Source organism: Methanomicrobia archaeon (assembly GCA_011049045.1).
Taxonomy (GTDB): domain Archaea; phylum Halobacteriota; class Syntropharchaeia; order Alkanophagales; family Methanospirareceae; genus JACGMN01.
The window spans coordinates 1-26,529 of the sequence record DSCO01000004.1 but is presented as its reverse complement, the minus strand read 5'-3'; the positions used below and the strand labels follow the sequence as shown (position 1 = coordinate 26,529).

At 56.6% G+C, this 26,529-nt stretch carries 31 protein-coding genes; 20 read left to right on the top strand and 11 right to left on the bottom strand.

Translation table 11 applies throughout. From position 1 onward, the window contains the following. Window positions 1-15: 15 nt before the first annotated feature. The 7 genes from ENN68_00365 to hisF all read right to left on the bottom strand — a co-directional run bounded on the left by ENN68_00365 (window position 16) and on the right by hisF (window position 8,599). Window positions 16-1,965, bottom strand: coding sequence for an NADH-quinone oxidoreductase subunit L (locus ENN68_00365; protein ID HDS44554.1), 1,950 nt, complete (start codon window positions 1,963-1,965; stop codon window positions 16-18). After that, window positions 1,962-3,464 (bottom strand): NADH dehydrogenase, encoded by a 1,503-nt coding sequence (locus ENN68_00360; protein HDS44553.1) that lies wholly within the window; start codon window positions 3,462-3,464, stop codon window positions 1,962-1,964. The genes ENN68_00365 and ENN68_00360 overlap by 4 nt, the downstream gene beginning before the upstream one ends. Continuing rightward, a complete protein-coding gene (locus ENN68_00355) occupies window positions 3,461-3,787 on the bottom strand; it encodes a F420H(2):quinone oxidoreductase (GenBank protein HDS44552.1) in 327 nt (108 codons plus the stop codon). Before ENN68_00355 ends, ENN68_00360 begins: the two co-directional genes overlap by 4 nt. Beyond that, window positions 3,788-4,261, bottom strand: a complete 474-nt coding sequence (locus tag ENN68_00350) for a hypothetical protein (GenBank protein HDS44551.1) — start codon at window positions 4,259-4,261, stop codon at window positions 3,788-3,790. Between the two features lie 116 nt (window positions 4,262-4,377). After that, window positions 4,378-5,379, bottom strand: a complete 1,002-nt coding sequence (locus ENN68_00345) for a polyprenyl synthetase family protein (protein HDS44550.1) — start codon at window positions 5,377-5,379, stop codon at window positions 4,378-4,380. 145 nt (window positions 5,380-5,524) lie between these two features. Beyond that, the gene (locus ENN68_00340) at window positions 5,525-7,570 is read right to left on the bottom strand and encodes a DNA topoisomerase I (GenBank protein ID HDS44549.1); all 2,046 of its coding nucleotides are present in this window, start codon (window positions 7,568-7,570) and stop codon (window positions 5,525-5,527) included. A 225-nt stretch (window positions 7,571-7,795) separates the two neighbouring features. Then, window positions 7,796-8,599, bottom strand: a complete 804-nt coding sequence (gene hisF, locus ENN68_00335; protein HDS44548.1) for an imidazole glycerol phosphate synthase subunit HisF — start codon at window positions 8,597-8,599, stop codon at window positions 7,796-7,798. Window positions 8,600-8,703: 104 nt separating this feature from the next. Here hisF and amrS point away from each other — a divergent pair, with 104 nt between their 5' ends. Together amrS and ENN68_00325 are read left to right on the top strand one after the other, a co-directional pair. Next, on the top strand, window positions 8,704-9,768 hold the full coding sequence (amrS, locus tag ENN68_00330; protein ID HDS44547.1) for an AmmeMemoRadiSam system radical SAM enzyme: 1,065 nt from the start codon (window positions 8,704-8,706) through the stop codon (window positions 9,766-9,768). A 42-nt stretch (window positions 9,769-9,810) separates the two neighbouring features. After that, on the top strand, window positions 9,811-10,428 hold the full coding sequence (locus ENN68_00325; protein ID HDS44546.1) for a DUF116 domain-containing protein: 618 nt from the start codon (window positions 9,811-9,813) through the stop codon (window positions 10,426-10,428). 105 nt (window positions 10,429-10,533) lie between these two features. Here ENN68_00325 and ENN68_00320 read toward each other — a convergent pair whose 3' ends face one another. Next, entirely contained in the window at window positions 10,534-11,088 is a 555-nt protein-coding gene (locus ENN68_00320; protein ID HDS44545.1) for a TATA-box-binding protein, read from the bottom strand. A gap of 128 nt (window positions 11,089-11,216) precedes the next feature. Here ENN68_00320 and ENN68_00315 point away from each other — a divergent pair, with 128 nt between their 5' ends. Continuing rightward, the gene (locus ENN68_00315; GenBank protein HDS44544.1) at window positions 11,217-11,690 is read left to right on the top strand and encodes a 50S ribosomal protein L15; all 474 of its coding nucleotides are present in this window, start codon (window positions 11,217-11,219) and stop codon (window positions 11,688-11,690) included. A 19-nt stretch (window positions 11,691-11,709) separates the two neighbouring features. After that, window positions 11,710-13,173, top strand: coding sequence for a preprotein translocase subunit SecY (gene secY, locus ENN68_00310; GenBank protein ID HDS44543.1), 1,464 nt, complete (start codon window positions 11,710-11,712; stop codon window positions 13,171-13,173). Between the two features lie 153 nt (window positions 13,174-13,326). On the opposite strand, the gene ENN68_00305 is transcribed toward secY, so the two are convergent. Continuing rightward, complete coding sequence (locus ENN68_00305; protein ID HDS44542.1) at window positions 13,327-14,187, bottom strand: ribose-phosphate diphosphokinase; 861 nt, start codon at window positions 14,185-14,187, stop codon at window positions 13,327-13,329. Window positions 14,188-14,274: 87 nt separating this feature from the next. Between ENN68_00305 and cofG the strand changes: the two genes are divergently transcribed. Together cofG and ENN68_00295 are read left to right on the top strand one after the other, a co-directional pair. After that, window positions 14,275-15,273, top strand: coding sequence for a 7,8-didemethyl-8-hydroxy-5-deazariboflavin synthase subunit CofG (gene cofG, locus ENN68_00300; protein ID HDS44541.1), 999 nt, complete (start codon window positions 14,275-14,277; stop codon window positions 15,271-15,273). A gap of 232 nt (window positions 15,274-15,505) precedes the next feature. Next, window positions 15,506-15,730: a hypothetical protein gene (locus tag ENN68_00295; GenBank protein HDS44540.1), complete on the top strand. Its 225-nt coding sequence runs from the start codon at window positions 15,506-15,508 to the stop codon at window positions 15,728-15,730. Between the two features lie 194 nt (window positions 15,731-15,924). Here the strand turns inward: ENN68_00295 and gatB are convergent, their stop codons facing one another. Beyond that, a complete protein-coding gene (gene gatB, locus ENN68_00290; GenBank protein HDS44539.1) occupies window positions 15,925-17,352 on the bottom strand; it encodes an Asp-tRNA(Asn)/Glu-tRNA(Gln) amidotransferase subunit GatB in 1,428 nt (475 codons plus the stop codon). Between the two features lie 85 nt (window positions 17,353-17,437). Between gatB and ENN68_00285 the strand changes: the two genes are divergently transcribed. The 6 genes from ENN68_00285 (at window position 17,438) to ENN68_00260 (ending at window position 21,375) form a co-directional block, all read left to right on the top strand. Then, window positions 17,438-17,884: a 30S ribosomal protein S19e gene (locus ENN68_00285; GenBank protein ID HDS44538.1), complete on the top strand. Its 447-nt coding sequence runs from the start codon at window positions 17,438-17,440 to the stop codon at window positions 17,882-17,884. 17 nt (window positions 17,885-17,901) lie between these two features. Continuing rightward, window positions 17,902-18,234 carry a DNA-binding protein gene (locus ENN68_00280; GenBank protein HDS44537.1) on the top strand — a complete coding sequence of 111 codons (333 nt, stop codon included), beginning with the start codon at window positions 17,902-17,904 and terminating at the stop codon, window positions 18,232-18,234. Between the two features lie 201 nt (window positions 18,235-18,435). Beyond that, complete coding sequence (locus ENN68_00275; GenBank protein HDS44536.1) at window positions 18,436-19,179, top strand: phosphopantothenate/pantothenate synthetase; 744 nt, start codon at window positions 18,436-18,438, stop codon at window positions 19,177-19,179. 262 nt (window positions 19,180-19,441) lie between these two features. Beyond that, window positions 19,442-19,834, top strand: coding sequence for a DUF134 domain-containing protein (locus ENN68_00270; GenBank protein HDS44535.1), 393 nt, complete (start codon window positions 19,442-19,444; stop codon window positions 19,832-19,834). A gap of 38 nt (window positions 19,835-19,872) precedes the next feature. Further along, window positions 19,873-20,718: an ATP-binding protein gene (locus ENN68_00265; protein ID HDS44534.1), complete on the top strand. Its 846-nt coding sequence runs from the start codon at window positions 19,873-19,875 to the stop codon at window positions 20,716-20,718. 51 nt (window positions 20,719-20,769) lie between these two features. Next, entirely contained in the window at window positions 20,770-21,375 is a 606-nt protein-coding gene (locus ENN68_00260; protein HDS44533.1) for a dinitrogenase iron-molybdenum cofactor biosynthesis protein, read from the top strand. On the opposite strand, the gene ENN68_00255 is transcribed toward ENN68_00260, so the two are convergent. Then, window positions 21,269-21,448 (bottom strand): hypothetical protein, encoded by a 180-nt coding sequence (locus ENN68_00255; GenBank protein ID HDS44532.1) that lies wholly within the window; start codon window positions 21,446-21,448, stop codon window positions 21,269-21,271. The two genes, ENN68_00260 and ENN68_00255, sit on opposite strands and share 107 nt — an antisense overlap. A gap of 149 nt (window positions 21,449-21,597) precedes the next feature. Between ENN68_00255 and ENN68_00250 the strand changes: the two genes are divergently transcribed. The 8 genes from ENN68_00250 (at window position 21,598) to ENN68_00215 (ending at window position 26,264) form a co-directional block, all read left to right on the top strand. Further along, the gene (locus ENN68_00250) at window positions 21,598-21,792 is read left to right on the top strand and encodes a hypothetical protein (protein HDS44531.1); all 195 of its coding nucleotides are present in this window, start codon (window positions 21,598-21,600) and stop codon (window positions 21,790-21,792) included. A gap of 102 nt (window positions 21,793-21,894) precedes the next feature. Next, entirely contained in the window at window positions 21,895-22,239 is a 345-nt protein-coding gene (locus ENN68_00245; protein ID HDS44530.1) for a hypothetical protein, read from the top strand. Between the two features lie 90 nt (window positions 22,240-22,329). Beyond that, window positions 22,330-22,803 carry an iron-sulfur cluster assembly scaffold protein gene (locus ENN68_00240; GenBank protein HDS44529.1) on the top strand — a complete coding sequence of 158 codons (474 nt, stop codon included), beginning with the start codon at window positions 22,330-22,332 and terminating at the stop codon, window positions 22,801-22,803. A 76-nt stretch (window positions 22,804-22,879) separates the two neighbouring features. Continuing rightward, window positions 22,880-23,203 (top strand): dinitrogenase iron-molybdenum cofactor biosynthesis protein, encoded by a 324-nt coding sequence (locus ENN68_00235; GenBank protein HDS44528.1) that lies wholly within the window; start codon window positions 22,880-22,882, stop codon window positions 23,201-23,203. 40 nt (window positions 23,204-23,243) lie between these two features. After that, complete coding sequence (locus ENN68_00230; GenBank protein ID HDS44527.1) at window positions 23,244-24,110, top strand: 4Fe-4S dicluster domain-containing protein; 867 nt, start codon at window positions 23,244-23,246, stop codon at window positions 24,108-24,110. Beyond that, on the top strand, window positions 24,107-24,967 hold the full coding sequence (locus ENN68_00225; protein HDS44526.1) for a 4Fe-4S dicluster domain-containing protein: 861 nt from the start codon (window positions 24,107-24,109) through the stop codon (window positions 24,965-24,967). The genes ENN68_00230 and ENN68_00225 overlap by 4 nt, the downstream gene beginning before the upstream one ends. Continuing rightward, complete coding sequence (locus ENN68_00220) at window positions 24,964-25,926, top strand: radical SAM protein (protein ID HDS44525.1); 963 nt, start codon at window positions 24,964-24,966, stop codon at window positions 25,924-25,926. Before ENN68_00225 ends, ENN68_00220 begins: the two co-directional genes overlap by 4 nt. 104 nt (window positions 25,927-26,030) lie before the next feature. Further along, a complete protein-coding gene (locus ENN68_00215; GenBank protein HDS44524.1) occupies window positions 26,031-26,264 on the top strand; it encodes a ferredoxin in 234 nt (77 codons plus the stop codon). Window positions 26,265-26,529: the final 265 nt, after the last annotated feature.

Below are 26,529 nucleotides of genomic sequence, written 5' to 3'. Positions count from 1 at the left end.
TCAACGTTAATCCATTCATAGCCACACCCCTCCTACGGAGAATAAGATAAGCAGCACCAGCACGAGCCCGAGCACGATATTCACGTATCTACTCAGTAACCCGGTCTGAATGCCACGGATGCCACGAGAGATACCCTTGAAGAGGCCCGGTATCACCCTCGTATTGAAGAACCCGTCAATTGCCCTGTTCCCGTAGTTCTGCACGAAGGCTGCGATCGCGAAGCCGATCTTCGGCACGATGTAGTCGTTGAGGAATGGTAGATACATCCGGTCGCTGAAGAAGGTGCCAAGCTTCGAGAGCACAGCGATCTGCGGCTTCGCCAACCCCACAATGTACGCGAGAAATATGAGCAGGCCGACGATGATCGAGGTCTCCACGAATCCTGCGTGCACAAAGCCTGCCGCCTCCTCACGGATAAAGATCAGGGCGATCAAGACGAAGAGCACGGAGACCATCAGGATATAGCCCACCTTCATCAGCGTGCCGCCCTCGGTATGCTCGTGATGCGGCTTCTCGCCCTTGAGGAAGTTCAAGCTGAGAAACTTCGCGAGCACGCCCGCATAGACCAGCGAGGTGAGCACGAGCAAGACGATCGGGATGAGCCCGAAGTGATGATGCAGCAGCTCCATCACCTCGTCCATGCCTGACTTTACCCAGTACGCGGTCAGCGGCGGCATGCCCACAAGGAACGTGGTCGCAATGATGGTCACGATAAATGCCGGTGTCATCTTCCTGGCGAACTCGCGACCGCCGTTCAGGAACCTGCTGTGTGTCGCGTGGATCAAATGCCCGGCCACGAGGAACAGGCTCGCCTTTGCGAACGCATGCACCGCCATGTACCAGAACGCCACGAGCAGTGCGAGATTCATATGCGCTACCTCCTCGTGGATCCAGAATGATGCGGCGGCTGCGGCGAACATCAGGCCAATACTGGACATCGTCGACGCGGCCAGCAACACCTTCCGTTCATGCATGCCTGAGCCTGCAAGCGCGCCGTACAAGCCTGAGAGCAGCCCGATGAAGAGGACAAACGTGTACACGAACTCCAGTCCCGGCACGCCATGCAGGTGCCACGGCTGGATGTACCACGTTAACTTGATGAAGACAAACGCACCGGCTGCCACCATCGTCGCACTGTGGAGGAGCGCGCTCACCGTTGTGGGACCGGTCATCGCGGTCATCAGCCATTCACAGAACGGGACCTGCGCCGATTTCGTGAACAGGCCCATAAGCAGCGCAACGAAGAGAATAATGGTCCCCGCTGCACCGATCGTGGTGAACAAGCTGCCCCAGGCGATCTCTGATATATTCAGCGTGGGCTCGCCGAGCTCATTGACCGCCAGTGCCCAGATCGCGCCGAGCGCGAAGAACATCGGAACGTCTCCGAACCGGATCGTTGAGATCGCGCGCCACCCACCGAAGCTCGGTGGCCAGTGCAGCAACAGTGGTCCTACTTTCCGCCCCTCGCGACCCACGTAGGCGATGTCATCGTCATCGCGGAACCAGTGCCCGATCAGTCCCCACGAGGCCGCGCCCAGACCTTCCCAGCCCACGAAGAGCAGGAACAGGTTGTCACTATAGACCACAAGCAGCATCGATGCCGTGAACAGGTTGAAGAAGAACCAGTACCAGCTCGGTCGGTAATCCCCCTTCATATAATCCAGACCGTAGATACCGATGAAGAACGCGATCAGAGCCGTGACCACGCCCATGAACATGCTCAGGTAATCAACCATGAAGACAAAGTTGATCCCGAGTTCGGGTATCCAGGGATAGCTGTACTGCGTGTTCTCCGGAAAGGTCAGGAGGATGTACAGGCTCATGATGACCGAGACGAAGATCCCGAGGACCGAGAGAACCGGTAGCTTCTCAGTCAGCGCCTTGCTCTTGTAGGCCAGCGCAATGGGCACGCTCGCGATCACGGGCGCAAGGAAAAGCAGCAGAAAAACGATCCACTCGTTCATGGTAGCAGCCCTCCTAAAATGACCGATTTACTGATCACCTCCAGAATCCCTGGTATCAGTTCTGTTGACCAGGGCGGGAAGACCAGCATTATCGAAACGATTCCGATGACATAGAGCGGGAGATAGAGGTAACTGCTGATCTCCAGCCGTACTCTGCTCTTGGGCTTCCCGTAGAAGACTTTGCGGATCGTGTAGAACCCGTACCAGACCGAGAGGATGAACATCAGGATCATGGCGAGATAGATGGCCAGACCGCCAGTCCAGCCAAGGTATGCCGCAGATTCGGGCTTCAGGAACGTTTCCGCAACACCCCGTAAAATGAAGAATTCACCGATCATGCCGATTGTCAGGATGCCGCCAAGGTTCAGGAACCCCATGACGGCCGCATTGGAGATCGTCGGAATTGAGTCGTGCAGGCCACCCATCTTCGTCAGGTCACGGAGACCGTGATGCACGGCGATTACTCCGCCCGCGCTACTGAAGAGGATTGACTTGCCGAACGCATGGGACATGTACTGGATAACCACGCCCACGAGCCCGAACGGCCCGAGGCACAGCGCAGCGAGTATATAACCCATCTGCGAGACCGTGGAATACGCCAGGAGCCGCTTGAAGTCCGTCTGCTTGAAGACCGAGAAGCCCGCGTAGATACTGGAGATGATCGCGTAAACGAGTATGACCATGCGGTAATCTTCGAAGAACGAGTAATCGATCAGGGCTATTCTGAGCAGGACGTACCCGGCCAGCCCCACGGTTAGGGGGCTTAAGAGCGCACTCAACGGCGTCGGCGCCTCTGCGTGCGCCCACGGCAGCCAGACGTGCGGGCCCAAAACGGGCAGCTCGATCACCATCCCGAAGAAGATGAAGAGCCACGCAGCCATGCTCACCGTCACCCCGGGCGCCATAAGCGCTTTGAGCGCGAGCGTATCATTGGTGATCCCGATGATCAAAAGTCCGGCCAGGGTCAGCACACCGGCGACTAAGCTCCAGATCAGGTATAACTGGCCCACCCACTGCTTGTTGCCATAGCCATAGAAGTAAATGAGGAGGAACGCAGTGATCAGCGCAATCTCGAGGAAGATGTAGAGCAGGATGAGATTGCCACTGTACACGAGCCAGAGCATCGAGGCCGCATAAAGATCATAGAGGAAGATATATTTCCTGAATTCGCTCTCCACGCCCAGCTTCATCTCCTCGAACCGGTGCTTCATATACGGTAACGCAAACAGAGCAATCATAGCGGAAACAATACAGATCGTGAGCCCGAACGCATGAGAAATGAAGTCAAAACCGAGATACATTTCACCAATAGGGGCAGAGAATGAAGCCAGATATTGCTCGCCTTGATACCCGATGAGCACGCAGTAAAGGATCATGAAGAAGGGGAGAAGGAAGAACACGGCGGTGAGGTACGTGGCGGCCTTAGGCTTCAGGAAGGGCGCGATAATCGCTGCCAGGAGCGGCAGGAGCAGGAGAATCAGTAAATACGTGCCGATCATAGCTTATCCCCTCCTATGGTCACCGCGCTTGTCCGTATGCTCTTCTTCTGCCGATCCATGATAGCAATGGCCGCGATGAGGATCAGCAGTTCACCGCTGCTCGCAAAGATCGTAACGAGCGCAACAGCAAATGCCTCATCGACCAGATGAGCCACGGAAAAGAGCGGCAGCAATGCCAAGAACACCGCACCGAACATCATCTCCAGCGATATCAGCAGTCTGACCACATCCTTGCTCGAGAGCGCGGTAAGATAGCCCACGAACAAGATCGCAAACGACGCCGCATAGAGTATCGATATACTCATCACATCCATGGTTGGCATTCAACTTCTCCTCCCTACACCTATTTCCAATATCGAGAGCAGGAGCAGGACCACGAGCGAGACCAGCAATACCACAATGAGGAGGTATTCGGTCTGGGGTATGAACTGCGCCAGATCAAACTCAATCGCGCCTGGCACTGCTGGCTGCGGACGGGCCATAAAGATCGAACCGGCGATGATGACCGTCGCGATCGCGACCGGCACGGCCCACAGGCCGGAGAACTGCCGTTCAGGCGCCGATCTATAGGTCGCAGCGAGTGCTACGGTTACAATGCCAATCGCGCCGACGAAGATGAACACGATCAGCACGAATACCGGCTGGAGATCAAAGAACGCGTAGACTGTAGCCACCAGAACCAGTGTTACGGACATGAACAGCGCGGAATAGAAGTTGTCCTTACTCACCAATACCCCTAAAGCGAAGATCACAGCGACACCTGCAAGAGCTGATAGCAATAACATTTCTCCACTCATGGAATCAACGTTTTAGCTAACTGTTTAAAAAGCTTTCGGTTTTTTCACCCCAGCACACAATACACACGCATGCCACCCACGAAAAGAACCCGTACCGGTGCCGCGTGCAGGAACGGCTAAACGGTGTTCAGGACGTACTGGGTGATCCGCTTTTGCGAGAAGTCTGCAATGAACTGGAGTTTCTGCTTCGCCTCAGACTCTTTGAGTCCCTCAATGCAGTCGCGGGCACGGTTGACGAGCACCGCAGAGCGCTGTAGCGCGTACTCGATCGAACCGGACTCGATCAGGATATCGCGCACCCGTTCAATAGCAATGGTCTCGGGATCACGCTTGTGGAAGAGGATCGATCTGATGTACTCCTGATCCTGCTGGGTTGTGTGATGCAACGCGTGAATAACGAGGAGCGTTCGCTCGCCATTTTTGATATCCAGGCCCACCGGCTTTCCGGTCTTCTCGGGCTCCCCGCAGATATCAAGGATGTCGTCCTGAATCTGGAACGCGATTCCCAGATTGTGGCCATACTCGCGGAGGCGCTCGATCTCGACTGCGGTCCCCCCACCGAGCACCGCGCCAGCCTCGGCACTCGCGCGGAACGTTGCCGCGGTCTTTAAGGTAGCAACCTCAAGGTATGAGTGCTCCGAGGCCTCCTGTAAGTTCCGCAACATGAACTCCAGGTACTGGCCCATCGCGATATCGGCCACGGCACTCGAGACCAGCCCGACGACCTTGGGCACACCGCACCGCGAGAGCATCTCACAGGAGAGGCCGAACAGGAGATCACCGATGACGATCGCTTTCTTCTCACCGTACCGTGCGGGATTGGACGGGTTCTTACGCCTGATGACATTCTCATCGATGATATCATCGTGGACGAGCGAAGCATTATGGAGCAGCTCGATGGCGATCGCCGTTGAGAGCGCCTTTTCACGTGAGTCGCTCACTGCCTCTGCTGCAAGGAGGCAGATTATCGGTCGCAGCCGTTTCCCGCCCGTATCCTTGATGTAAGTGAGCGCATCGTACATGATCTCGTTGTGGCAGGCCCGTAACTTCTCCTCGACCGCCTCGGCGAACTTTTGATTGAAATATGCCACCTCCTCGTGAAACAGTCGCTCGCGCATGTAGGTATCTACCCTTATTAGAGATCAATCGTATAAAAACTACCCCAGCTCCTGAACAGGTCTGCCTCATTTGCGATTCAGAGCACATCCGAGCAGCGGGTAGCATGAGAACGCCCTTGAATCGTAGAGAAAGAACACGCACAAATCACGATCCCTCGGCGCTCTCCTGGGTACTCTTCGCCCAGACAAGGTAATTGCAATAAGGGCAGCCGAAATCCCACGGCCGTTTCATCCCGCGCTTCATGATCTTCAGCTTGTGCAGAAACGGATGGTGCTCACAGGTCTCCTTCTTCACCGTCACCCGTCCACTCCGGGGAAGTGGTAACGAGAAGGTGCAGTTCGGATAATTCTTGCAGCCTACGAACCGCTTACCGCGCGGTGAAGTCGCGATGAAGAGTTCGGCGCCGCAGTCCGGGCACGTGCCCAGTACCGTACCACCTTTCGACGCGGCCTTGAGCGAGTGCGCGATTTCAGCCTTATTCGTCGTCAGCTCCTGGAAGACCGCTCGTAACATATCCCGGGAATCATTTACCACCGCTTGCTTTGTTCGCTTGCCACACTTTATCTCCTCCATCTCCTGCTCGAGCGTCTTGGTCATCTCTGGCTTTGCGATCAGCTCTGCGAACTTCTCCAATGCGTCTACCAGCGCCATAGCCTTCTCCGTCGGTTTCGCGGGATTCTCTTCCAGATAGCCGCGCTCATACAGTTTGCCGACAATCTCGTGGCGTGTGCTCTTCGTGCCGAGTCCGAGCTCCTCCATCTGCTTTATCAGGCCCGCTTGCGAGATCCGTTTCGGCGGCTTCGTCTCCTTCTCTAAGAGCGAGATCTCCTCGAGATATACCGATTCCCCCTCCATGACCTGAGGAATGAGCACTACCTCTTTGCGCTGATAGGGATAAATGGCGAGGAAGCCTTCGTGCGTCAATTCTCTGCCCTTGGCGCACAGCGGCTCACCGGCGAACTCGAGCTTCACCTCGGTATCCCGCCATGAGGCGGCATCGGAAAGTGTAGCGAGGAACCTTCGGACGACGAGTTCGTAGACCTTCCATTCCGGTTTCTTGAGCTGCTCCCGGCTCGTCATCGAGGTCGGGTGAATGGGGGGATGATCAGTGGTTCGCTTTTTACCAGCCGTCGGCTTCAGTCGCGTCTGCTGCAGGAGCTGACGCGCGTAGTCGCCGAACTCGGCGTGATCGCGGAACAGCTGCACCAGCGCCTTGAGGTCGAGCGTTTCGGGATAGGTCGTGTTGTCAGTACGATGATAGGAGATGAGGCCCTGAAGGTACAGACTCTCGGCGATATGCATCGTGCGCCCCGGCGTGATGCCCAGCGCGGATGCGGCGCGAATGAAGCTCGTGGTATCGAACGGCGTCGGCGGTCGCTCGGTACGCGTGCGCGTCGTAACCGAGGAGACGAGCCCTTGCGTGGTGGCCTCAATACGCGCTAGTATCGCGTCCGCCTCATCTTTGTCCCAGAATTTCGCGGTCGCGTGCGTTACTTCAAACACCTCACCAGCCTCGGTCTTCACCCGCGCATGCACTTCCCAATAGGTACGCGGCACAAAGCTCTTGATCTCGCGCTCCTTATCCACGACCAGGGCAAGGGTGGGTGACTGCACGCGGCCGACCGATAAGAACTCCTCACCCAACCGATTTGCCGCGAGCGAGATGAATCGAGTCAATGCCGCGCCCCAGATCAGATCAATGATCCCACGCGCTTCGGCAGAAGCTGCAAGATCGAAGTCAACTTCGCTCCGTGCGGCGAAGCTCTCCTTTATCACCGGTTCCGTGAGCGCGCTATACCGCATTCGGTCAACCTGCACGTGCGGATTGCGCTCTTTTATGGCGCGCAGCGCTTCCACACCGATCAACTCACCTTCTCGGTCGTAATCGGTGGCGATGGTAACGTGGTCAGCGTCTTTTGCGGTCCGCTCCAGTGCCTGGATAATCGAATTTTTGATCGCGATCGCAACGATCTCGGCATCGATCAGCCGGTAGGGGTTCACCTTACGCCAGTTGTTATACGTATTGGGGAAGTCGAGCTGGAAGACATGCCCGCTGAGTCCCATAACGACGGTGCCATCGAACTCGTAGGCATCGAGGTGTCCAAGCTTGCGCTTCGCTGCCGTTCCCTCGGAGAGGATCATGGCAATTCGTTTTGCGGTGGTTCCCTTCTCTGCGATGATGTAGTGCATGCGCTTTCGTGTTTTTTTCGCCCTGCTCTTTATTGGTCGGGTGTATAGCTTTGATAGACTGATCCTATTTATAGCGATAACAGCCCCGTGGCGAGCGTGAGGATGGTTCCCACCACGAGCGTAACGTGTTCCCGCGGGCTTATCGCCCGTAAGGGGGGATTGCACGGCTGCTCACCGTGTAAAAACGGCTCGAAGAGCAACGATCATACGGACGCGTAACCCGCGTTACACGTCAATACCCCGTCCGCGCAGATACGCCTTCACGGCGCCGATCGTGTGCCGCTCATAATGGAAGATACTCGCGGCCAGGCATGCGTCCGCGCCGTTCACAAACGCCTCGTACAGGTGCTCGAGACTGCCCGCACCACCGGACGCGATGACCGGAATGTCTACGAGCTCGGCAATCGCCCGCGTGATCGGGATATCGTACCCGTCGGTCGTACCGTCTCGATCTTTGGACGTCAGCAGTATCTCCGCAGCACCGAGCGCTTCCACCTGCTTCGCCCATGTAATCGCATCGAGGCCAACGTATTCGCGACCACCGTAGATGACCACGTCGTACCACGATTCCGTGCCGTCTTCCAACTCCACTGCTGTTTTCCCTGCTGAAGCCTCAAACCGCCGCTTAACGTCGAGGGCGACCACCACACACTTCCCAAACTGCTCAGTCGCGCTCTTAACGAGGTCTGGATTCTTCACGGCGGCGGTGTTTATGCCGACCTTATCAGCGCCGGCATGCATGACCTTCGCAACGTCCTCGAGGCTCTTGATCCCGCCGCCTACCGTCAAGGGAATGGTGACACGCTGCGCGATTTGCTCGACCATGGCAATCATCGTCTCCCGCCCTTCGTAAGAAGCGGAGATATCAAGAAAGACGAGCTCATCGGCTCCCTGAGCATCGTAGCGCTGCGCGAGCGTAACGGGATCACCGGCGTACGTGAGGTTCTCAAATTCGATTCCCTTCACCACAACAGCATTACCATGCTCGTCCAGCGTGGTATCCAGGCACGGAATTATGCGTTTCGTCATTTTTACGGCATCTTCCTTTACTTCTATCTATAATACACCATGAATACTGAGCCGGGGTTAATATAAGGTAATCTCACGCAGAGTACCTCGACTCGACCGAAGAGATGGGCGTCCAGGACTGTCTCAGAGAAGCACTGCTCTATGAACGCGAGGACGACCAGGTGCGCTGCACGACTTGCGAACGCTCCTGTAAGATCGCGGTCGGTAAGCTCGGATTCTGCAAGACGCGAAAGAACATTGACGGGAAACTGTACACACTGGAATACGGCGATATCGCCTCGATGAGTGCGAATCCGATAGAGAAGAAGCCGTTCTTCCATTTCTTCCCCGGGAGCAGAGCATTAACAGTGGGTAGCTATGGCTGTAATTTCACCTGCCCCTGGTGCCAGAACTGGGAGATCAGCAACGCCGCGCCCAGCCCGGCGCGCTGCAATTACGTCTCGCCCGAGCGATTCGTGCGATTGATAACGGAGCTGCGCTGTCAGGGAACCTCGATCTCGTTCAATGAGCCCACGCTCTTGCTCGAGTACGCGCTGGAGATCTTTCCGCGTGCGCGCGCTGCGGGTTATTACAATACCTTTGTCACGAACGGCTACATGAGCGCCCACGCGCTCCGGTTGCTCGTCGAGCACGGCCTGGACGCGATGAACGTGGATATAAAGGGCGGTGAGGACGCGGTGAAGCGCTATTGTGGTGCTGATGTAGAGCAGGTATGGCGGAATATACGTTCCGCGAAGCGCATGGGTGTGCACGTTGAGCTGACTACACTTATCATACCGGGGGTCAATGACGACGAGGACGGTCTGCGGAGCATCGCCAATCGTATCAGTGAGGAGGTGGGGATAGACACGCCGTGGCACGTCACGCAATACTATCCCGTGTACCAATCACGGAGCACCGGTCTCTTCGATGGCCGGACACCGATCGCGCTCCTGGAGCGCGCATGGATGGTCGGAAAGACGGAAGGGCTGGAGTATGTGTATCTCGGCAACGTTCCCGGCCACCCGTTTGAGCATACCTACTGCCCGCGCTGTGGCAAGCTGCTTATCGAGCGCTACGGTTTTGATGTGATGAGGTATCAGGTGACGGGTGAGCAGCGCTGCCCGATCTGTGGCGCGAGGATTGCGATTACGGGCACTGCGCGGCTCGCGCCTTCAGAAGATCGGTAGGAACCGTTCCTATTTATATTCCGTACCCGAGATAATACCATCATGGCGTATTCGTTCAACTACGATCTCACGAAACTCCCCCGGGGCTTCTTCAAGGATATCGCACTGCTCGTGGAGAAACGGCAGTTGCACAAGAAGCTCGGCGCGTTCTCAAAGCAGAGCGTGCGGAAATTCCGGGTGGACCAGCTCCTGGGCATCCAGCTCGAGGATGCTATCTCTATCGTCGAGGATCTGGTTGATCTTCAGATCAAGAATCTGGTGCACGAAGAGCGGTTCAGGAATGCGCAGGAGAAGATATTGCTCGTGCCGCACTGCTGCAGGAAGTACATGGATTGGCGGTGCAAAGCGGACTTTGATACTAAATTCGCGTCCTATTTCTGCAATCACTGCTCCGAGGACTGTATGGCACATCACGCGACCATGCTTGCGGAGGCGCGCGACTACAAGGTCTTCATTCTGCCCGGGGGCTCGTGTCTCAAGAAGATCTGTGAGCAACTGCACTGTGATGCTGTCTCTGGCATTGCCTGTCCCGAGGAGATTAAACTGGGGATCGGCGTTGCGGAATCGAGCGGCATGGCCGTGCGGGGGATACCGTTAACGAAGAACGGCTGCGCAAACACACAGTTCAATATCGATACGCTCAGAGAGGCGCTCATTTAATTTAACCTGCATTCGCCCGTCTGCACTCGTCGTATCCCGCATCGGGTAATTCGCTCCTTCGCTTCGAGCGTACGGCGTTTTACGCCTCCCTTGCCCAGGATACCTTCAGATCAACTCCAGCTCGGTCAATTTATCGAGCAAGACCTGCACGGACCGCTCACAGTCCCCCATCGTCTTCCCGCCGGTGATCACCAGCCGGCCGGAGCTGAAGATAAGGATCGCGCTCTTCGGGTCTTCTATTCGATAGACCAGACCAGGGAACACCTCGGGCTCATATTCCATGCCCTCTAGCTCAAGACCGATAACAATGGCACCGAGATTGAGCTCCTTACCAAGGTTAGCAGAGGCGACGATATTCTGCACCTTGAACTCAGGATGCTCTTCCACCTCAATACCGATCCCGCGGAGCGCGGCAGCAAGCATGTCGATCACCTTGCGAACGCCCTCTTCGGTCTTCGATCCCGTGCAGACCACTTTCCCGGATCGGAAGATGAGGAATGCGGATTTAGGTTCCTTTGTCCGGTAGACGAGACCCGGGAATTTCTTCTTCGTAAACATAGCATCTGCGAGCTTCGATTCGATATATTCCAGATCAAGACTATCGGCGATCCGCGCGTTCGCCACGACATTCTCTATCTTTATTTCTACTTTTTTTACCATACACCAATTACCCCCTTTATAAAACGCGACTCGGCACTACTCGTGTCCGGGTATAGGTATAGAGTGTAAAACTATATAAAAGATGCTTTTAATCTGCTGGTAGAGAGAATAGGTGAGAGCGCGCAGACATGAAGAAACGAATAAAGCGGATAAGAGGGACACGAACCTGCGGCGGTGGCTCGCACAAGAAACGACGCGGCAAGGGCAGTAAAGGCGGGTCCGGCCACGCCGGCGCGTTTGGGCATCACGTGGTCTGGTCGCTCAAGCACGGCATCATCAAAGGCCATAACGCCTCGATACCCTTTCGTTACGATCGCCGCGAGGTAACGACGGTGAATGTCGGGGAACTGGACGAGCTGCTCGAGGGACTGGTGAAGGACGGGAAAGCAGAAGCGATGGCCGAGGGGTTCTATCTCGACGCCGGGGCTCTCGGAATCGAGAAGATCCTCGGCGCAGGCCAGGTAACGAAGAAGCTGCAACTTAAAGCGAACGGTATCTCAAAGACCGCGCGCGAGAAGATCGAACAGGCCGGCGGCAGTGTAGAGCTTGCGGGTGAAGCCGCACGGGTGGACGCTCGGGGTGAGTCAGAGAGCGGAGCATAACTAAGTGAGTGGCGCGTAGATGACTGAGCTGAACGTTAAAGACGCATTAGCGGCGGTTTTGAGCAAGTTCCCGATGGTTGACCGTCCGGCTTACCATGTCCATTTCAAGTCCAAGCTGGGCTGGACCGTGGGGATACTCATCCTCTTCTTTGCACTAGGCAATGTCCCGCTCTTCGGGTTATCGCCGGAATCGCTTGACCTCTTCGGGCGGTGGCGTGCGATCTTCGCCGGCGAACGCTTCTCCTTGACCGCCCTGGGTATTATGCCCATCGTCGATGCGTCGATCGTTCTGCAACTGCTCGTTGGTGCGGGCATCATCAAACTGAACCTGAGTGATGCGCGTGATCAGGCGTTTTATCAGAACCTGCAGAAGCTGCTCGTGCTCGCGTTCTCCGCGCTCATCAGTCTGACCTATGTGGTCGGCTTTTACAAGCCGGACCCGGCAATTGCTGCACAGCTCGGGGTATCGTTACAGATCATCTCGCTCTTGCTCTTTATCCAGGTCTTCGCCGGCGGAATGCTCATTTACTTCATGGACGAAGTGGTCTCGAAATGGGGCATCGGCTCAGGCGTCTCGCTCTTCATCATCGCCGGCGTCTCCCAGGCGATCATTACGGGGCTCATCAACTGGGTACCGGACGAGACCGGCTGGGCGGTCGGTGTCATCCCGCGCTGGATCCAGATTGGGCAGCAGTTGTCGTTTTATGAGATCCTTGAAGGCGGCATCACCTTCCTCTTCCAGCATTACGTCATCGCGCTCATCGCCACGATCCTGATCTTCTTCCTCGTGGTGTACCTCGAGAGCACACGGTTGGAGATCCCGCTGGCGCACTCCATGGCACGCGGTGCGCGCGGCCGGTTCCCGATCAAGCTCCTGTACGCGAGCGTGCTGCCCATAATTCTGGTCCGCGCGTTGCAGGCGAGCATCCAGGGGTTTGGGCGGCTCTTATATTCTCGCGGCATCACCATCTTTGGCACGTACGAGGGCAACAACGCGGTCTCAGGCTTGATGTATTACCTGGATCCCATTTACAGCCCCTATGATTGGTTCCCGTCGCTCGTGCACATGGCGTATCCAAACATTGCCGGCTGGCAAATTGCGCTGCGCCTTTGTGCTGACTTATCGTTTATGATCGTGGGTGGCATGGTCTTCGCATTATTCTGGATAACGACGACGGGCATGGGCCCGAAAGATGTCGCAGGGCAGATCTACCGCTCGGGACTGCAGATCCCGGGGCATCGCCGGAATCCCGCCGCGATTGAGCGGCTGATGGAGGGCTACATCCCCAAGATCGCGCTCATGGGCGGTGCGTTGCTCGGCGTATTAGCGGTCATTGCGGAAATGTTCGGCACGCTCGGACAGGCGTCAGGCACCGGGCTGCTCCTGGCGGTGAGCATTGCTTACCGGCTCTATGAGGATATCGCCTCTGAGCAGATGATGGAGATGTATCCGATGATGCGACGCTTCTTCGGCAGTGAATAGGCAGATATAAGCATAAGCGTCGAGACGAAGCAAGGAGCGAGGCAGAAGAGCACTTTGGCGCCTGCTGCAGGTATCTACTGCGGATAAGCGCTTTTCACGCGGCTGCTACCATCCGCTCGTTCGCACAACACCAATCGACCAGACGAAATGAGGTTAGGTGCTCAACTCGTCGGCGATCATCTTCGCAACGCTGATCTCGCTGAAGATCGACTGTATGGTGTCGGTGGCGATGATCTCCTTGACACCCGCGTTGAGTATGCGGAGCGTTGCGTTCTGCGCGAAGAGGCCGTGGATGCAGGTGACGTAGATGTCATTGGCGTCTTGCGCCTTCAGGAGCGCGGCCGCCTCGGCGATCGTGCCGCCAGTTGAGATGATGTCGTCCACAATGACCACGTTCTTGCCCGCGACGCTCACCTCCTTCGGCTTGATCTGGACCTGATCGCCGCTGATCCGCTTCTTCTCCAGCACATCGAAATCGAAGCTGTGCTGTTCCGCCACCGCCTTCGCCAGCTCGCGTGCACCCTCGTCGGGTCCGATGATCACGGGATCCGGTATCGCCCGGTGCGCGATGTAATCGCCGATCAATGGTGCGGCATTCAGATCCTTCGCATCGACATCGAAGTAGCGCAAGACCGCGGGATTATGCACGTTCACCACGTAAATCCGGTCCACGATGCCCGCGAAGCTGATGCCGCGTGCGATTGCCCGGGAGCTGATCGCCTCACCGGGTTTGAACCGTTTATCCTGGCGTGCATAGCCCAGATATGGTATGACCACGGTCGTCGTGTGTGCCTCCTCGACCGCATCGATCAACTGCAGCAGCGAGATTAGGCCGGTATCAGCCATGAGGCTCTGCACGATAGTTACTTCCTCGCCCTTTATCTCATCCACCACACGGGTGTACAACTCACCATCAGGGAACCGCTTGAATTCACACAATGAGGCGCGAGTGCCCAGTTCACTGGCAATGCGTGCCGCCAGGACCTGGGTCGTTACTCCGGGTATGATCTTCATAGTTCTTATTGCCTCCGAACTCCACACTCTTATTTGTGTTTATTTGGCGCGGCTATTTATTTATACTTTAACCGGATGCGGACCGAGATGAGAAACAATTACGTCACCTTTTCCAGAAACATCTTCATACCCGTGACGAACATCTGCCGGAACGCATGCGGCTATTGCGTCTACCGCGCGTGCAGCCAGGAAGCGGCGTACGTCGTGGGCACTGAGGACGTTCTTGACCTGTTCCGGCAGCGAGGCGCGGCCACTGAAGCACTCTTTACGGCCGGCGAGCAGCCCGAACGCGCTGATGCGCTGGGCTCGCTCTTCACTGCCCGGGTGGCTGAAGAGGGATTCGACTCGCTCACAACGTATACAAAACAACTCTGCCAGCTCGCGATCCAGCACGGGCTCCTGCCGCACTGCAATCTGGGTGTGCTGACCCGCGAGGAACTCCAGGAATTAAAGGAGGTGAACGCGTCCATGGGCTTGATGCTCGAGTCCACTGTGGAGCTCGAGGCGCACGTAAAATCGCCCGGTAAAGAGCCCGCAGTGCGGTTGCAGATGCTCGAGGACGCGGGTAGGCTGGAGATCCCGTTCACCACCGGCATATTGATCGGTATCGGTGAGACGCAAGAAGACCGCATCCGGTCATTAGAAACACTTGCAGCGGTTCACGAGCGGTACGGGCACATACAGGAAGTGATCATTCAGCCGTTCTTACCGAAACCCGCCACCGTAATGGCGAACGCAAGCTCACCGCCGTTCGTGGCGATGAAGGAGACGGTTCGTGCGGCACGGAGGATCTTACCGGCTGAGGTTGCGATCCAGGTGCCGCCGAATTTAACCTCGCCGAAGGCGCTTATCGAGCTCGGCGCCTCGGACCTCGGCGGGATCTCGGAGCGGACGATCGACTATATCAATCCGGAAGCGCCATGGCCGACCGAAGAGGAACTCAGCCGAAAGATAGCGCCCTACGAACTCCGCGAGCGGCTGCCGATCTATCCGCGATACATCAAGAAGGGATGGTACAGCGACCGAATAAAACCGCTCATAGCGCGGTATGCAGAGGGAACGGGGTTGAGACGCAAGAGTCACTAAAACCCGCTTTATCGGACCACTAGCTAGCCGTTTTCCCGTTCGTTCGTCTCCATTGAGCCTCGCTCCTCCATCCCCGGAACCCGGCACCGGCAGCCTTAAATAGCGTGGAGACGAATAGACAACCGGGAGGTGATAGTAAATGACAAAGTACCATTTGTATTGGAAGTCGGATAGGGATAGAATGCCTGCAGATCCAAGCGAGCGTCTTGCTGGGTGGACTAAATTATTGAGTATGGTTAAAGACGACTTAGAAAGCGGCAGAATGAAAGACTGGGGAACGTTTCCTGGCGAGCACGCAGGCTATGCCGTCATGGAGGGAACTGACCAGGATCTCCTCGCAGGAACAGAAAAATATGTGCCGTACATCAGGTTCAAGACGCACACCGTTCTTTCCGTTGACCAGGCCCTGGCAACCATGAACGCGGCAAAAGCACAGGTTGCTGCAGCCAAAAAATAGGGAGTTGCGGGAAGCTATACGTTCTTCAGAAAGCGAACGCTGATGAAGTAAGAGCTGCTGCGACGGTCGCTTGCTTCGCCGTGGGTCGGCATCCTGAGGAAGGGATCGCGGTCGGAAGCGACGACGGGAGCAGTGCTACAAGCAGACGAGATACTTGTTTATTCACGCGAAATCGCGTCCTTTTTCTCGCTATGTTAGCGTTCTAGCAAGCAAGCTTCGAGCCGTGCACGCACTTCTTTCGGCTCTGACCGCCCACGGGTCTGCTTCATTACCTGCCCGACGAGGAAGTTCAAGGCCGCTTGCTTGCCCGCGCGGTAATCCTGCACGGCCGCTTCGTTCGCTTTGAGCACCGCTTCGATCGCGGTGTCAATCTCGTCGCCGCCGACGCTGCCCAGGCCTTTCTGCTCGATTATCTCGCCCGGTGAGCCACCGTGGTCGAGCATCTCACGGATGATCTCCGTCGTACCACGTTCGGTGATCACGCCCTTCTGCAACTCCTTCAGAATAACCACGAACTGCTCGGGTTTGATTCTAGTCACTGCCTCTCTCATGGCGAGGGACCGGTAATTCAACTCGCCCTTCAGGACGTCCGCGATCCAGGTCGCACTCAATCTTGGCTCGACCAGGGCGGCAACTGCTTCGAAGTAGTCCGCGATATGAAGGTCGTAGGTGAGCGCGTTCGCATGCTCACGCGTTAGCCCGTACTGCGCCATGAACCGCTGCTTCTTCTCGTCCGGTAATTCCGGGATCTCCGTTCGGACAGCATCGACGTAGGGCGCTATACTGATCGGGACGAGGTCGGGCTCGGGGAAATAGCGGTAATCATGCTCGAACTCCTTTGTCCGCATGGAGAGCGTGATGCCACGCACCTCGTCATAGTGCCGCGTCTCCTGCTGCACGGTGAGCCCGCGGCGTAGCTTGTTCTTCTGCCGCGTGATCTCAAAGAGCAGCGCGCGCTCCACGCCCTTAAACGAGGAGATATTTTTTACCTCCGCGCGTTCGCCGCCCTCGATCGAGATGTTCGCATCGACACGCATTGCGCCTTCCAGATCGCCGTCAAAGACATCCAGATACTCCAGAATGCTCCGAAGCTTGTTCAGATAAGCACGCGCCTCCTTCGGCGACTTCAGGTCAGGCTCCGTAACGATCTCGACGAGCGGTATGCCCGACCGGTTGTAATCGACCAGCGCGTAGGTGGCGGTATCAATCGTGCCCCGGTAGACCAGCCGCCCGGGATCCTCCTCCATGTGCACCCGCCTGATCCGAATCTCCCGCTCCTTGCCGCCGTCACCTTCATCGGCCGCTATTCGTACCAGGCCGTCAAAGGCGATGGGGAAGTCGTACTGCGTAATCTGGAACCCACGTGGGAGATCAGGGTAATAATAATTCTTGCGGTAGAAGATGATCTCCGGCTGCACACGGCAGCCCAGCGCGAGCGCAATTTTGATCCCGTAGCGTACCGCACGCCGATTCACCACGGGCAAGGCGCCCGGGAGGCCCAGACAGGTCGCACAGACGTGCGTATTCGGCTCGGCGCCCTGATAATCGGTGGAGCAGGAGCAGAATAATTTGGACTTCGTCAGCAGTTGCGCATGGCATTCCAGACCGATCTTGACCTCCATTTACCCGCTCTCCGTGCTCGAGCTCGCGAACCCTTATATTACAGAAACTTTTATGTGATGGTGGCTTATAAAGGGGTAGACGAAGATGACGACGGTATACGACGTGTCACCGGACAAGCTGGTGAAGCTGGTGGGCGAGAAGCTGAAAAAGAACAAGGCTATTACGCCCCCAAAATGGGGTGTGAATGTGAAACGGGGTGCGAACAAGGAGCTCCCACCCGATAATCCCGACTGGTGGTGGGTACGCTGTGCCTCAGTGCTCAGACAGATTTATCTCCATGGCCCGGTCGGCGTCGCACGACTTCGTACCTATTACGGTAGCAGAGTCAACCGGGGCACGAAGAAAGAGCGGTTCCGGGACGCTTCCGGGAAGATCATTCGCGAGGTGCTCATGCAGTTAGAACGTGCAGGGTACGTAACGAAGACCAAGCGCGGCCGGAAGATCTCGGCTGACGGTATGAGCTTTCTGGATAACACGGCACATGAGCTGAAGCTGCTGCAGACGGGGACCGAGACGCCTAAGAAGGAATAAGAAAGAGTAAAAGGAAGATGGCAGACGAGGAAGAGCTTGCTGCGATTCGAAGGCAGAAGATGGCGCAGATGCAGCAGCAACAGGAAGCAGCGGTCTCGGAGGAGCAGCGGCGGCAGGAGCTCGAGGAGCTCAAAAAGAATATCCTCCGGCAGATCCTCACGGCAGAAGCACGAGAGCGGCTGAACACCATCCGCATGGCCAAGCCGGAGATGGCCGAGCAGCTGGAGGCGCAGCTGATCGCACTCGCGCAGTCCGGTAGAATCAAGAGCAAGATCGACGACGCGCAATTCAAAGCGATTCTCCGCCAGATCATGCCGAAGAAGCGCGAGATTTCTATTCGCAGGATATAGAATAGAATATTATTAGCGAGCCTTATAGATCGCGAGCCTTGGCGCTCCACAAAAAGCATGTTCACGCAACGAACGTTCATCGTTCATGCTGTAGTTGAAAGCTTCCTGGCAGGCTGAGATTCATACCACGGTACTCTTGGGGACTCATTCCTCTCTCTGATCCCGCCTCTTTTTAACGAGCAAAGTGAAAAGGATAGTCCAATGGTGACCATTCCGGAATCGCACCCGCGATATAAATCGCTGCAAAAACGCGAGAAGATCGTTGCGGGCATCGAAGCGGGCATAACGAGCAAGCAGGGTCTGATTGCACACGGTCGCGGCGAAGCATTCGACTACCTGATCGGCGAGCGTACAGTACCGGCCGCGATGCGCGCGACCGAGGCGGCCGCGGCACTCCTGTTGACGGCGGAAAAGCCGGTGATCTCAGTAAATGGCAATGTTGCCGCGCTGGTGCCCGAGAAGCTCATCGCCCTGAGCGCGCTTATACCCGCACCACTGGAGGTCAATATCTTCTACTGGACTGAAGAGCGCGTGCGTCGGATAGCGGCGCATCTGGAGCGGCTGGGCGCAACGAACGTTCTGGGCCGCGATGCGGAGGCGCGCATTCCGGGTATCGCGCACGCGCGTGCACGTGCTGATACGGCAGGCATCTATGCCGCGGACGTCGTGTTCACCCCACTGGAAGACGGTGATCGCTGTGAAGCGCTCATTAAGATGGACAAGCGCGTGATATCCGTTGATCTGAACCCGTTCTCACGCACGTCCCGGTATGCGACCGTGAGCATCGTTGACGATGTGGAGCGCGCGCTTGACAACCTCATTGCGCTGATCCCTGCGGCGACGTTGAGCACGCAAACCGTGCTGGACTTTGATAATCAGCGGAATTTGAGCGCGGTTATCGATGAGATCATCGAGCGATTACGGGTCGAGAAAGCAGGATGCTGAGTGAGGCGCTGCTATCCGCGGGTGCCGTGCCGGTTCTCGCCCCCCCGCTGCATCAGCGCTTCCCACCGGTCTTCCTCCTGCACGCGCTCGTTAACCACAAAACCCTCGCTCGAGATCGCCTTGAGTTCCGTTTGTATACCAAGCACGCTCCTGTAAGAAGCTTTCATGCCAGCTCTGACGCACGCGCGGTGACGGACCGAGCACCTCCAGCACCTTTGCGAATATATATTCGAATAACGCCTAGTCGGTATTGTACCATACTATGCCAGGCCGAAGACGATGCCGATGCGTCGGCTTTCAACCGCAGTATCGCTACTTCGAACCACAGGTCGGACCGCGCGGCGGGAAGCTCCGCGCCCGGGACACGGTCACGGAGACCGTCCTGAAGCTCGATGAACTGGAGAGTATTCGCTTAAAAGACCAGCTCGGATTGAGTCAGGAGGAAGCAGCGAAGCAGATGGGCGTCTCACAGCCGACCTTCCATCGGATAGTGAGCGAAGCGCATCGGAAGATCGCGGATGCACTCGTTGAGGGAAAAGCTATTCGGATCGAGGGTGGCCATTACGTGCTCACGAAGGCCGAGGGTCACGTACCCGCTCCCGCGCTGCCTCCGGGCTGGCGTGCGGGTCGGCACGGGCAGAAAGGATTACGTTAAGGTATGGATAAGGTCTGGTTAGAGGTGATACCATACAGATGAGTGAAGAGAAAAAAGTGGAAAAGAAACAACAGCAAGAAGATGCCGTTGCCGCGAGCATGGCGAAGGTCAAGTACAAGATCATGGTGATGAGCGGCAAGGGCGGCGTGGGGAAAACCACCGTGGCGGCGAATCTCGCGTTCGCACTCGGTATGCAGGGCCTGGAAGTGGGGCTTATGGATGCGGACATCCACGGGCCGGACATTCCGAAGATCCTGGGGATCGAGGATAAAAGACCGGAGATCTCAGGGGATATGATCAAGCCGATCCCGGTGACACCGCGATTGCGAGCCATGTCGATTGGGTTTTTGTTACCCGATCGCGATTCACCGGTCATCTGGCGCGGGCCGATGAAGATGAATGCGATTCGTCAGTTCCTCTCGGAGGTCGATTGGGGGGATATGGATTACCTGATCATCGATCTCCCACCGGGCACCGGTGACGAGCCGCTCAGCGTCGCGCAGTTGCTCAAGAAGGTTGATGGGTCGATCATCGTGACCACACCGCAGGATCTCGCGCTTCTGGATTCACGCAAGGCCGTCAATTTCTCGGGCGTACTGAACGTGCCGGTCATCGGTATCGTAGAGAATATGAGCGGATTTGTGTGCCCGCACTGCGGCAAGGAGATTAATATCTTCAAGTACGGCGGCGGTGAGCGAGCGGCTCAGGAACTGGGCGTTCCGTTCCTCGGGCGAGTCCCGCTGGATCCGAACATGGTCGAGGCCGCTGACAGCGGCACACCGTTTGTCATGCACAAGGACTCGAAGGTGAGCGAAGCGTTTGCGCAGATCGTGGAGAACATCCGCACCTTCGTGGAAGGCGGAGCCGGCGTGGAGCAGGCGTAAGTTTATATGGTAATTGAATATATATTCATATGGAGCACGTGACCTGAAGAGATGAAAATCTGTGTAACCGCAGTCGCGGATCGATTGGACGCGCAGGTAGACCCGCGCTTTGGGCGCAGTCAGTATTTCGTGATCGTTGATCCCGCGACGATGGATTTTGAATCAAGACCTAATCCGGCTCTGAACGCACCGGGAGGTGCGGGCATCCAAGCGGCTCAAGCTATGGTGAATGAAGGCGTTGACGTGGTGATCTCCGGCAACATGGGCCCCAACGCGTTCCAGGTGCTCTCGGCGGCCGGCGTGAAGATCGCAACGGGCGCATACGGCACGGTGAAGGACGCGATTGAGCTGTACCAGGCGGGTAAGCTCGCCGAAGCGGGTACGGCAACCGTAGTTGCTCATGCTGGTATGGCCGCCGTTGGCGGCGCTGGTGTCGGCACTGGACTCGGTGGCGGACGAGGCGGTGGCGGCAGGGGCATGGGCCGCGGTATGGGGCTCGGCATGCAACAACCAGCGCCACAGCAGCCGCAGCAAACACCCGCCGTACCTACTAAAGCAAAAGACGAGGACATCGAGCAGCTCTCAACGATCGTGGAGTCGCTGGAGAAGAATCTGGAAGAGGTAAAGAAGCGGATAGCGGAATTAAAGAAGAAGTGATGAATATGCCGCGAGGAAGAGGAATGGGACGTGGAAGAGGTTTTTGGTCAGGGTTCGGACCCGGAAGGGGCATGGGCAATCCCTATCCATTCTGCCGGAACTTCCCCTGGCTTCCCGGGGGATGGTGGACCGGCATGTACGGACCAATAGCGCCTGCCGCATACCCCGCGCCATGTTACGGCGCGCCCTACGTACGGGAGGGGGTCTGGTAAGATGAGTGGCATGGGCCGTGGTGGCGGACGAGGCCAGGGAATAGGACGAGGTGGGCAGGTTCGAGGCCGCATGGGTGGCAGTGGTTTGGGCCCCGGCGGGGAATGCCGCTGCCCGCAGTGTGGCTATACCATGCCACATCAAGTTGGGGTACCTTGTAATGAGCAAACCTGCCCCAAATGCGGGTCTAAAATGGCGAGGCCCTGACTGACTGAGAGAGAGAGAGAGAGAGAGAGAGAGAGAGAGAGAGAGAGAGAGAGAGAGACCGTTTGCAATGGTTGTAAAAACAGTTTAGGAGGCAAATAAGAAATGGGTGGCTATAGAAGGAGAAATATGTATTACCTGACTGGCTTGCCAGGCTGGATGCGGTTTGGTTACTCGCCCGGCTGGGCTGATCGGAGTCCAACCGGAATGCCGCCTGGCGCACAGTATCTCACGCAGACCGGGCAGATGCCCCAGTTTGCGTCGTGGCTGCAACAGCAAGCGCCAGCAGCAGCTGCTCGGGTAGGCATGCCGTTTGGGCCGACACCGGCACCGGCAGGCATGCCCGCACTGTCGAAGGAGCAGGAGATCGAATTGCTTCAAGCGCAGGCACAGATGCTTGGCGACCAGTTAGCGCAGATAAAGAAGCGCCTGGAAGAGCTGAAGAAGTAACAGCTCTTCCTTATACTTTTTTTCTTTTTGTCTTCGAGCTATTGTTGTAGCAGGACAGCGTTACTTACGTGACGGATTGGTAGTGGCTAAATGACGAAAGAGCGCCAGAAAGAAGGAGTGGGCATCAGTAGGAAGGACGGTTCCGATTTCGACGCGTTTGTAGCGGGCATAGATGAGACAGTTCGGAAGGAAGAGCGCGCGATATACACAGAACGGACGCTTGCGGAAGCGTACAACCCGAAGAACGTCGGCGAGTTGCGAAATCCGGACGGTGCTGCCAGAATAACAGGCCCGTGTGGTGATACCGTGCAGATACACCTGAACGTAGCGGACGATAGGATCGTGGATTGTAAATTCATCACCGACGGCTGCGGCGCTTCCACAGCCTGTGGCAGCGTCATCACGGAACTGGTGAAAGGAAAGACCGTGGCCGCTGCCTCACGGATAACGGACAGTGACGTTTTGGCTGTTCTGGGCGGTTTGCCCGAGGAGAACGTCCATTGCGCTCTGCTTGCCGCGAACACGCTCCACGCGGCTCTTGACGATTACGGGAGCAAGAAGTGAAGTGAAGAGAAATGAAGAGAGTGGAGGAGATGAACGGGATGTGAAACTCTGTATTCCCTCGTTGGGATCTGGTGGAATGAATGACCAGGTAAGCGAGCATTTCGGACGCGCACCGACATTCACGATCGTGAACATGACGAATAACGAGGTAACGGTGATGCAGAATACCGGCGAGCATTTCGGCGGTTCCGGGAACACCCCGGAGCTGGTCGCAGCGGCTGGTGCGGAGGTACTGCTTTGCTCGGGTTTGGGACCGCGTGCGATCGCAGCCTTTGAGCAGTTTGGGATCGAGGTCTACGTCGGTGCCCGCGGCACGGTAAAGGACGCTATCAAAGCGTTTCAGGCCGGCGAGCTGATCGAGGCCTGTGAGAACAATGCGTGTAAAGAACATCGGCATTAACGTAAAGTAACCTCTCCCAACGCCAGAACGTGAAGACGTGATGATTATCTCGGTAGCGAGCGGCAAGGGCGGTACGGGCAAGACCACCGTTGCCGTTAACCTCGCCCTGTCGCTGAGGGATGAAGCGGTGCAAGTGCTCGATTGCGATGTTGAGGAGCCGAATTCACATCTGTTTCTGAATCCCGTGATTCATGAGACGAAGTCCGCGTATACACTGGTGCCCGCGATCAATTACGAGCGCTGTGATTTCTGCGGGAAGTGCGCGTCTGCCTGTGAGTACAATGCGCTCGTTGTTGTGCCGCAGAAGGAGGTGATGGTCTTCCCGGGACTCTGTCACGGCTGTGGCTTGTGCTCCCTGGTCTGCCCGCAGGATGCGATCAGCGAGCAGCCACGTGAGATCGGGGTGATCAAGAAGGGGCGGAGTGGCGACGGCCGCATAGAGCTGGTCTACGGGCTGCTGAATATCGGTGAAATCATGGCGACGCCCCTGATCGATCGGGTAAAGGCGGAGCTCAATCCTGAAAAGACCGTGATCATTGACGTCCCGCCGGGGACGGCCTGCCCGGTGATTGCAGCGGTGCAGGGCAGTGATTACTGTATCCTCGTGACCGAGCCCACACCGTTTGGGCTCTATGATTTGAAGCTTGCGGTTGCGGTGCTTCACGTGCTTGCGATCCCCTGTGGTGTAGTGGTCAACAGAGCGGGAATCGGTGATAGAGGCGTGTATGCGTATTGCGAGCGTGAGGGATTGCCGATTCTGCTTGAGATCCCGCATGATAAACGAATTGCGGAGTGCTATGCTGAAGGTGTGCCCTTTATAAAACGGCTCCCTGAATGGCAGGAGCGATTTGCCGCGCTGATAGAGCGGGTTGTGGAGGAGCTGGAGAAGGAGAAGCGCGAGCAATGAAACAACTCACGGTGATCAGCGGTAAGGGCGGCACGGGCAAGACCACGCTTGTCGGCGCGTTCGCAGTCCTTGCGGAGAACAAAGTTATTGCGGACTGTGACGTTGATGCGCCGGATTTGCATCTGCTCTTGCATCCTGAACTTAAAAGTAAGCAGGAATTCAAAGGCTTAAAGGTCGCCGTTATGGACAAATCGCTCTGTATCGAGTGTGGTACGTGCGCGGAGACCTGCAGATTCAACGCCATCGTGTCGACCGAAGATTCAGGCTATGCGGTTAATCCCGCACGCTGCGAAGGCTGCGGCGCGTGCGTCTACACCTGTCCGCAGGAGGCGCTCTCGCTGCAGGAACGCGTCTCCGGCTACGCCTTCGTCTCAACCACGGAGTACGGTCCGATGGTGCATGCGCAGCTCAATATCGCGGAAGAGGCGTCCGGGAAACTGGTTACGGTCGTGAGAGAGCTGGCACGGGAGATCGCCGAGCGGGAAGGTCGTGAGCTCATCTTGATTGACGGTGCACCCGGGATCGGCTGCCCGGTAATAGCATCCTTGAGCGGCGTGGATCTTGCACTTATCGTTACCGAGCCCACCATGTCCGGCATGCATGACCTCGAGCGAATCATGGCTGTAGCTACACACTTCGGGATCACGTCAGCCGTCTGCATCAACAAATACGACCTGAGTGAGAAGAACAGCGAGCGCATTGCCGCGTTCTGCCAGCGGCGCGGCGTGGCCCTCGTCGGCAAGATCCCGTATGACCCGGTGGTCACCGCAGCTATGGTCGCAGGTCTGCCGGTGGTCGCGTTCTCGGACGGGGAAGTATCGAAGACGATACGAGCCATGTGGGAGCGCATACAATGAAACGGGTCTACGGACCGGTTCCCTCACGACGGCTCGGTCGCTCTCTCGGCGTCAATCCTATCCCGTTCAAGACCTGTAACTATTCCTGCGTCTACTGCCAGCTCGGCAGGACAACGCACATGACCAATGAGCGTCGCGATTTCTTCCCACCTGAGGAGCTACTGGACGAGATTCAAGAAGTGCTCGAGCCAGCACCCAGCGCTAAGCAGGAGATAGATTTTGTGACTTTTGTCGGTGAAGGCGAACCGACGTTATGTAAAAGTTTGGGCTGGCTCATCAGCAAGACGAAAGAGCTGGCGGACATACCCGTAGCCGTTGATACCAATGGCGCCCTATTGTATCAGGCGGACGTGCGAAACGAGCTTTTGCAAGCCGATGTGGTGATGCCCTCACTCGATGCGGGCACTGCCGCAACATTCAGGAAGATAAACCGGCCATATCGCGGAATTGTGTTTGATACGGTGGTCGCGGGTATGGAAGAGTTCAGGCGAGCATATACGGGAGAGCTCTGGGTAGAGGTTATGCTGGTAAAGGGGCTCAACGACTCGGAAGCAGAATTGCACGCACTGAAACGCAGACTCGAGCGGATAGCGCCCGATCGGATATATATAAATGTCCCCATACGACCACCTGCGGAGCCCTGGGCCGTTCCGCCAGATCAAGAAGCTATCGTGTTAGCACAGGCGATATTCAGCGATCTGAACGTGGTAGACATCACGACAGAGGAGCAGGGTGAATTCGCCATTGCGGGATTCCGCAACCCCGAAGAGGCTATTTTAGCTATTATCGGACGGCACCCCATGCGGGAGGAGCAGGTCATCGAAACGCTGCAGCACGTCGCGGTGGAGGAAGAAGCTGTTCAGGAGAGTTTGCTGCGGCTGGCCATGAGCGGGAAGATAAAGAAGGTAACATACCGGGAGAAGATATTCTGGCTCAGTGCGGAAGCGAGGAGGAGCTAAGCACGGTTGGAGCGGAACCTCTGTGTATCTTTTTTTTGGCATAAGGGGATGGCAATTTATATGTTGGGAGATAAGAGAAAAATAAAGGAGTGTGATGTGAAAAAATGCCCGCAGTGGTAGATTTGGCGAAGTGTGACGGCTGTAAAGGCCGGAAAGAGAAAGGCACGAGCATGTGCGTAGAGGAATGTGTAGTGGAGTGCATAAGTCTGGTCGAGGACGACCCCAGCAGTGCACCACATGGCAGAGAACAACACGCAGTAATAAATACTGAGGAGTGCACCGATTGTGAGACGTGCGTAGACGTTTGTGAGCAAGGTGCGATAAGCATGGAAGAGTAACGTAACGAGCGACGCGCCTGACGGTGAAGTATCGGGAAAGAAGCTGATGGTGGGCAGGTGGTGGTGGGCTCGCCATCCGCCGCTAGTGTCTTGACAATTTATTTTCCAGTCAATATTTATATGTGGGGTACTCCATACTGGTTTGTCGAGTAGAGCTCATAGCCTACCTCTTGTTGGAGTACTGGCTCCGAGGTGACTATGAGCCCCCTCACAGAACCGGACGTGAAGTTTTCCCTCATCCGGCTCTTCAGGAGCACATCCTCTG

Bases quoted from the DNA above. Each gene is read 5' to 3' on its own strand.
- cofG (HDS44541.1), top strand. From the start codon at position 14,275: ATGAGAAACAATTACGTCACCTTTTCCAGAAACATCTTCATACCCGTG.
- ENN68_00225 (HDS44526.1), top strand. From the start codon at position 24,107: ATGAAACAACTCACGGTGATCAGCGGTAAGGGCGGCACGGGCAAGACC.
- ENN68_00280 (HDS44537.1), top strand. From the start codon at position 17,902: ATGGCAGACGAGGAAGAGCTTGCTGCGATTCGAAGGCAGAAGATGGCG.
- ENN68_00365 (HDS44554.1), bottom strand. From the start codon at position 1,965: ATGAACGAGTGGATCGTTTTTCTGCTGCTTTTCCTTGCGCCCGTGATC.
- hisF (HDS44548.1), bottom strand. From the start codon at position 8,599: ATGACGAAACGCATAATTCCGTGCCTGGATACCACGCTGGACGAGCAT.
- ENN68_00265 (HDS44534.1), top strand. From the start codon at position 19,873: ATGAGTGAAGAGAAAAAAGTGGAAAAGAAACAACAGCAAGAAGATGCC.
- ENN68_00220 (HDS44525.1), top strand. From the start codon at position 24,964: ATGAAACGGGTCTACGGACCGGTTCCCTCACGACGGCTCGGTCGCTCT.
- ENN68_00250 (HDS44531.1), top strand. From the start codon at position 21,598: ATGGGCCGTGGTGGCGGACGAGGCCAGGGAATAGGACGAGGTGGGCAG.
- ENN68_00240 (HDS44529.1), top strand. From the start codon at position 22,330: ATGACGAAAGAGCGCCAGAAAGAAGGAGTGGGCATCAGTAGGAAGGAC.
- ENN68_00305 (HDS44542.1), bottom strand. From the start codon at position 14,187: ATGAAGATCATACCCGGAGTAACGACCCAGGTCCTGGCGGCACGCATT.
- ENN68_00360 (HDS44553.1), bottom strand. From the start codon at position 3,464: ATGATCGGCACGTATTTACTGATTCTCCTGCTCCTGCCGCTCCTGGCA.
- ENN68_00260 (HDS44533.1), top strand. From the start codon at position 20,770: ATGAAAATCTGTGTAACCGCAGTCGCGGATCGATTGGACGCGCAGGTA.
- gatB (HDS44539.1), bottom strand. From the start codon at position 17,352: ATGGAGGTCAAGATCGGTCTGGAATGCCATGCGCAACTGCTGACGAAG.
- amrS (HDS44547.1), top strand. From the start codon at position 8,704: ATGGGCGTCCAGGACTGTCTCAGAGAAGCACTGCTCTATGAACGCGAG.
- ENN68_00270 (HDS44535.1), top strand. From the start codon at position 19,442: ATGCCAGGCCGAAGACGATGCCGATGCGTCGGCTTTCAACCGCAGTAT.
- ENN68_00340 (HDS44549.1), bottom strand. From the start codon at position 7,570: ATGCACTACATCATCGCAGAGAAGGGAACCACCGCAAAACGAATTGCC.
- ENN68_00295 (HDS44540.1), top strand. From the start codon at position 15,506: ATGGTTAAAGACGACTTAGAAAGCGGCAGAATGAAAGACTGGGGAACG.
- ENN68_00235 (HDS44528.1), top strand. From the start codon at position 22,880: ATGAATGACCAGGTAAGCGAGCATTTCGGACGCGCACCGACATTCACG.
- ENN68_00245 (HDS44530.1), top strand. From the start codon at position 21,895: ATGGGTGGCTATAGAAGGAGAAATATGTATTACCTGACTGGCTTGCCA.
- ENN68_00275 (HDS44536.1), top strand. From the start codon at position 18,436: ATGGTGACCATTCCGGAATCGCACCCGCGATATAAATCGCTGCAAAAA.
- ENN68_00320 (HDS44545.1), bottom strand. From the start codon at position 11,088: ATGGTAAAAAAAGTAGAAATAAAGATAGAGAATGTCGTGGCGAACGCG.
- ENN68_00355 (HDS44552.1), bottom strand. From the start codon at position 3,787: ATGCCAACCATGGATGTGATGAGTATATCGATACTCTATGCGGCGTCG.
- ENN68_00350 (HDS44551.1), bottom strand. From the start codon at position 4,261: ATGAGTGGAGAAATGTTATTGCTATCAGCTCTTGCAGGTGTCGCTGTG.
- ENN68_00315 (HDS44544.1), top strand. From the start codon at position 11,217: ATGAAGAAACGAATAAAGCGGATAAGAGGGACACGAACCTGCGGCGGT.
- ENN68_00255 (HDS44532.1), bottom strand. From the start codon at position 21,448: ATGCCCCTTCCGGGTCCGAACCCTGACCAAAAACCTCTTCCACGTCCC.
- secY (HDS44543.1), top strand. From the start codon at position 11,710: ATGACTGAGCTGAACGTTAAAGACGCATTAGCGGCGGTTTTGAGCAAG.
- ENN68_00215 (HDS44524.1), top strand. From the start codon at position 26,031: ATGCCCGCAGTGGTAGATTTGGCGAAGTGTGACGGCTGTAAAGGCCGG.
- ENN68_00325 (HDS44546.1), top strand. From the start codon at position 9,811: ATGGCGTATTCGTTCAACTACGATCTCACGAAACTCCCCCGGGGCTTC.
- ENN68_00345 (HDS44550.1), bottom strand. From the start codon at position 5,379: ATGCGCGAGCGACTGTTTCACGAGGAGGTGGCATATTTCAATCAAAAG.
- ENN68_00230 (HDS44527.1), top strand. From the start codon at position 23,244: ATGATTATCTCGGTAGCGAGCGGCAAGGGCGGTACGGGCAAGACCACC.
- ENN68_00285 (HDS44538.1), top strand. From the start codon at position 17,438: ATGACGACGGTATACGACGTGTCACCGGACAAGCTGGTGAAGCTGGTG.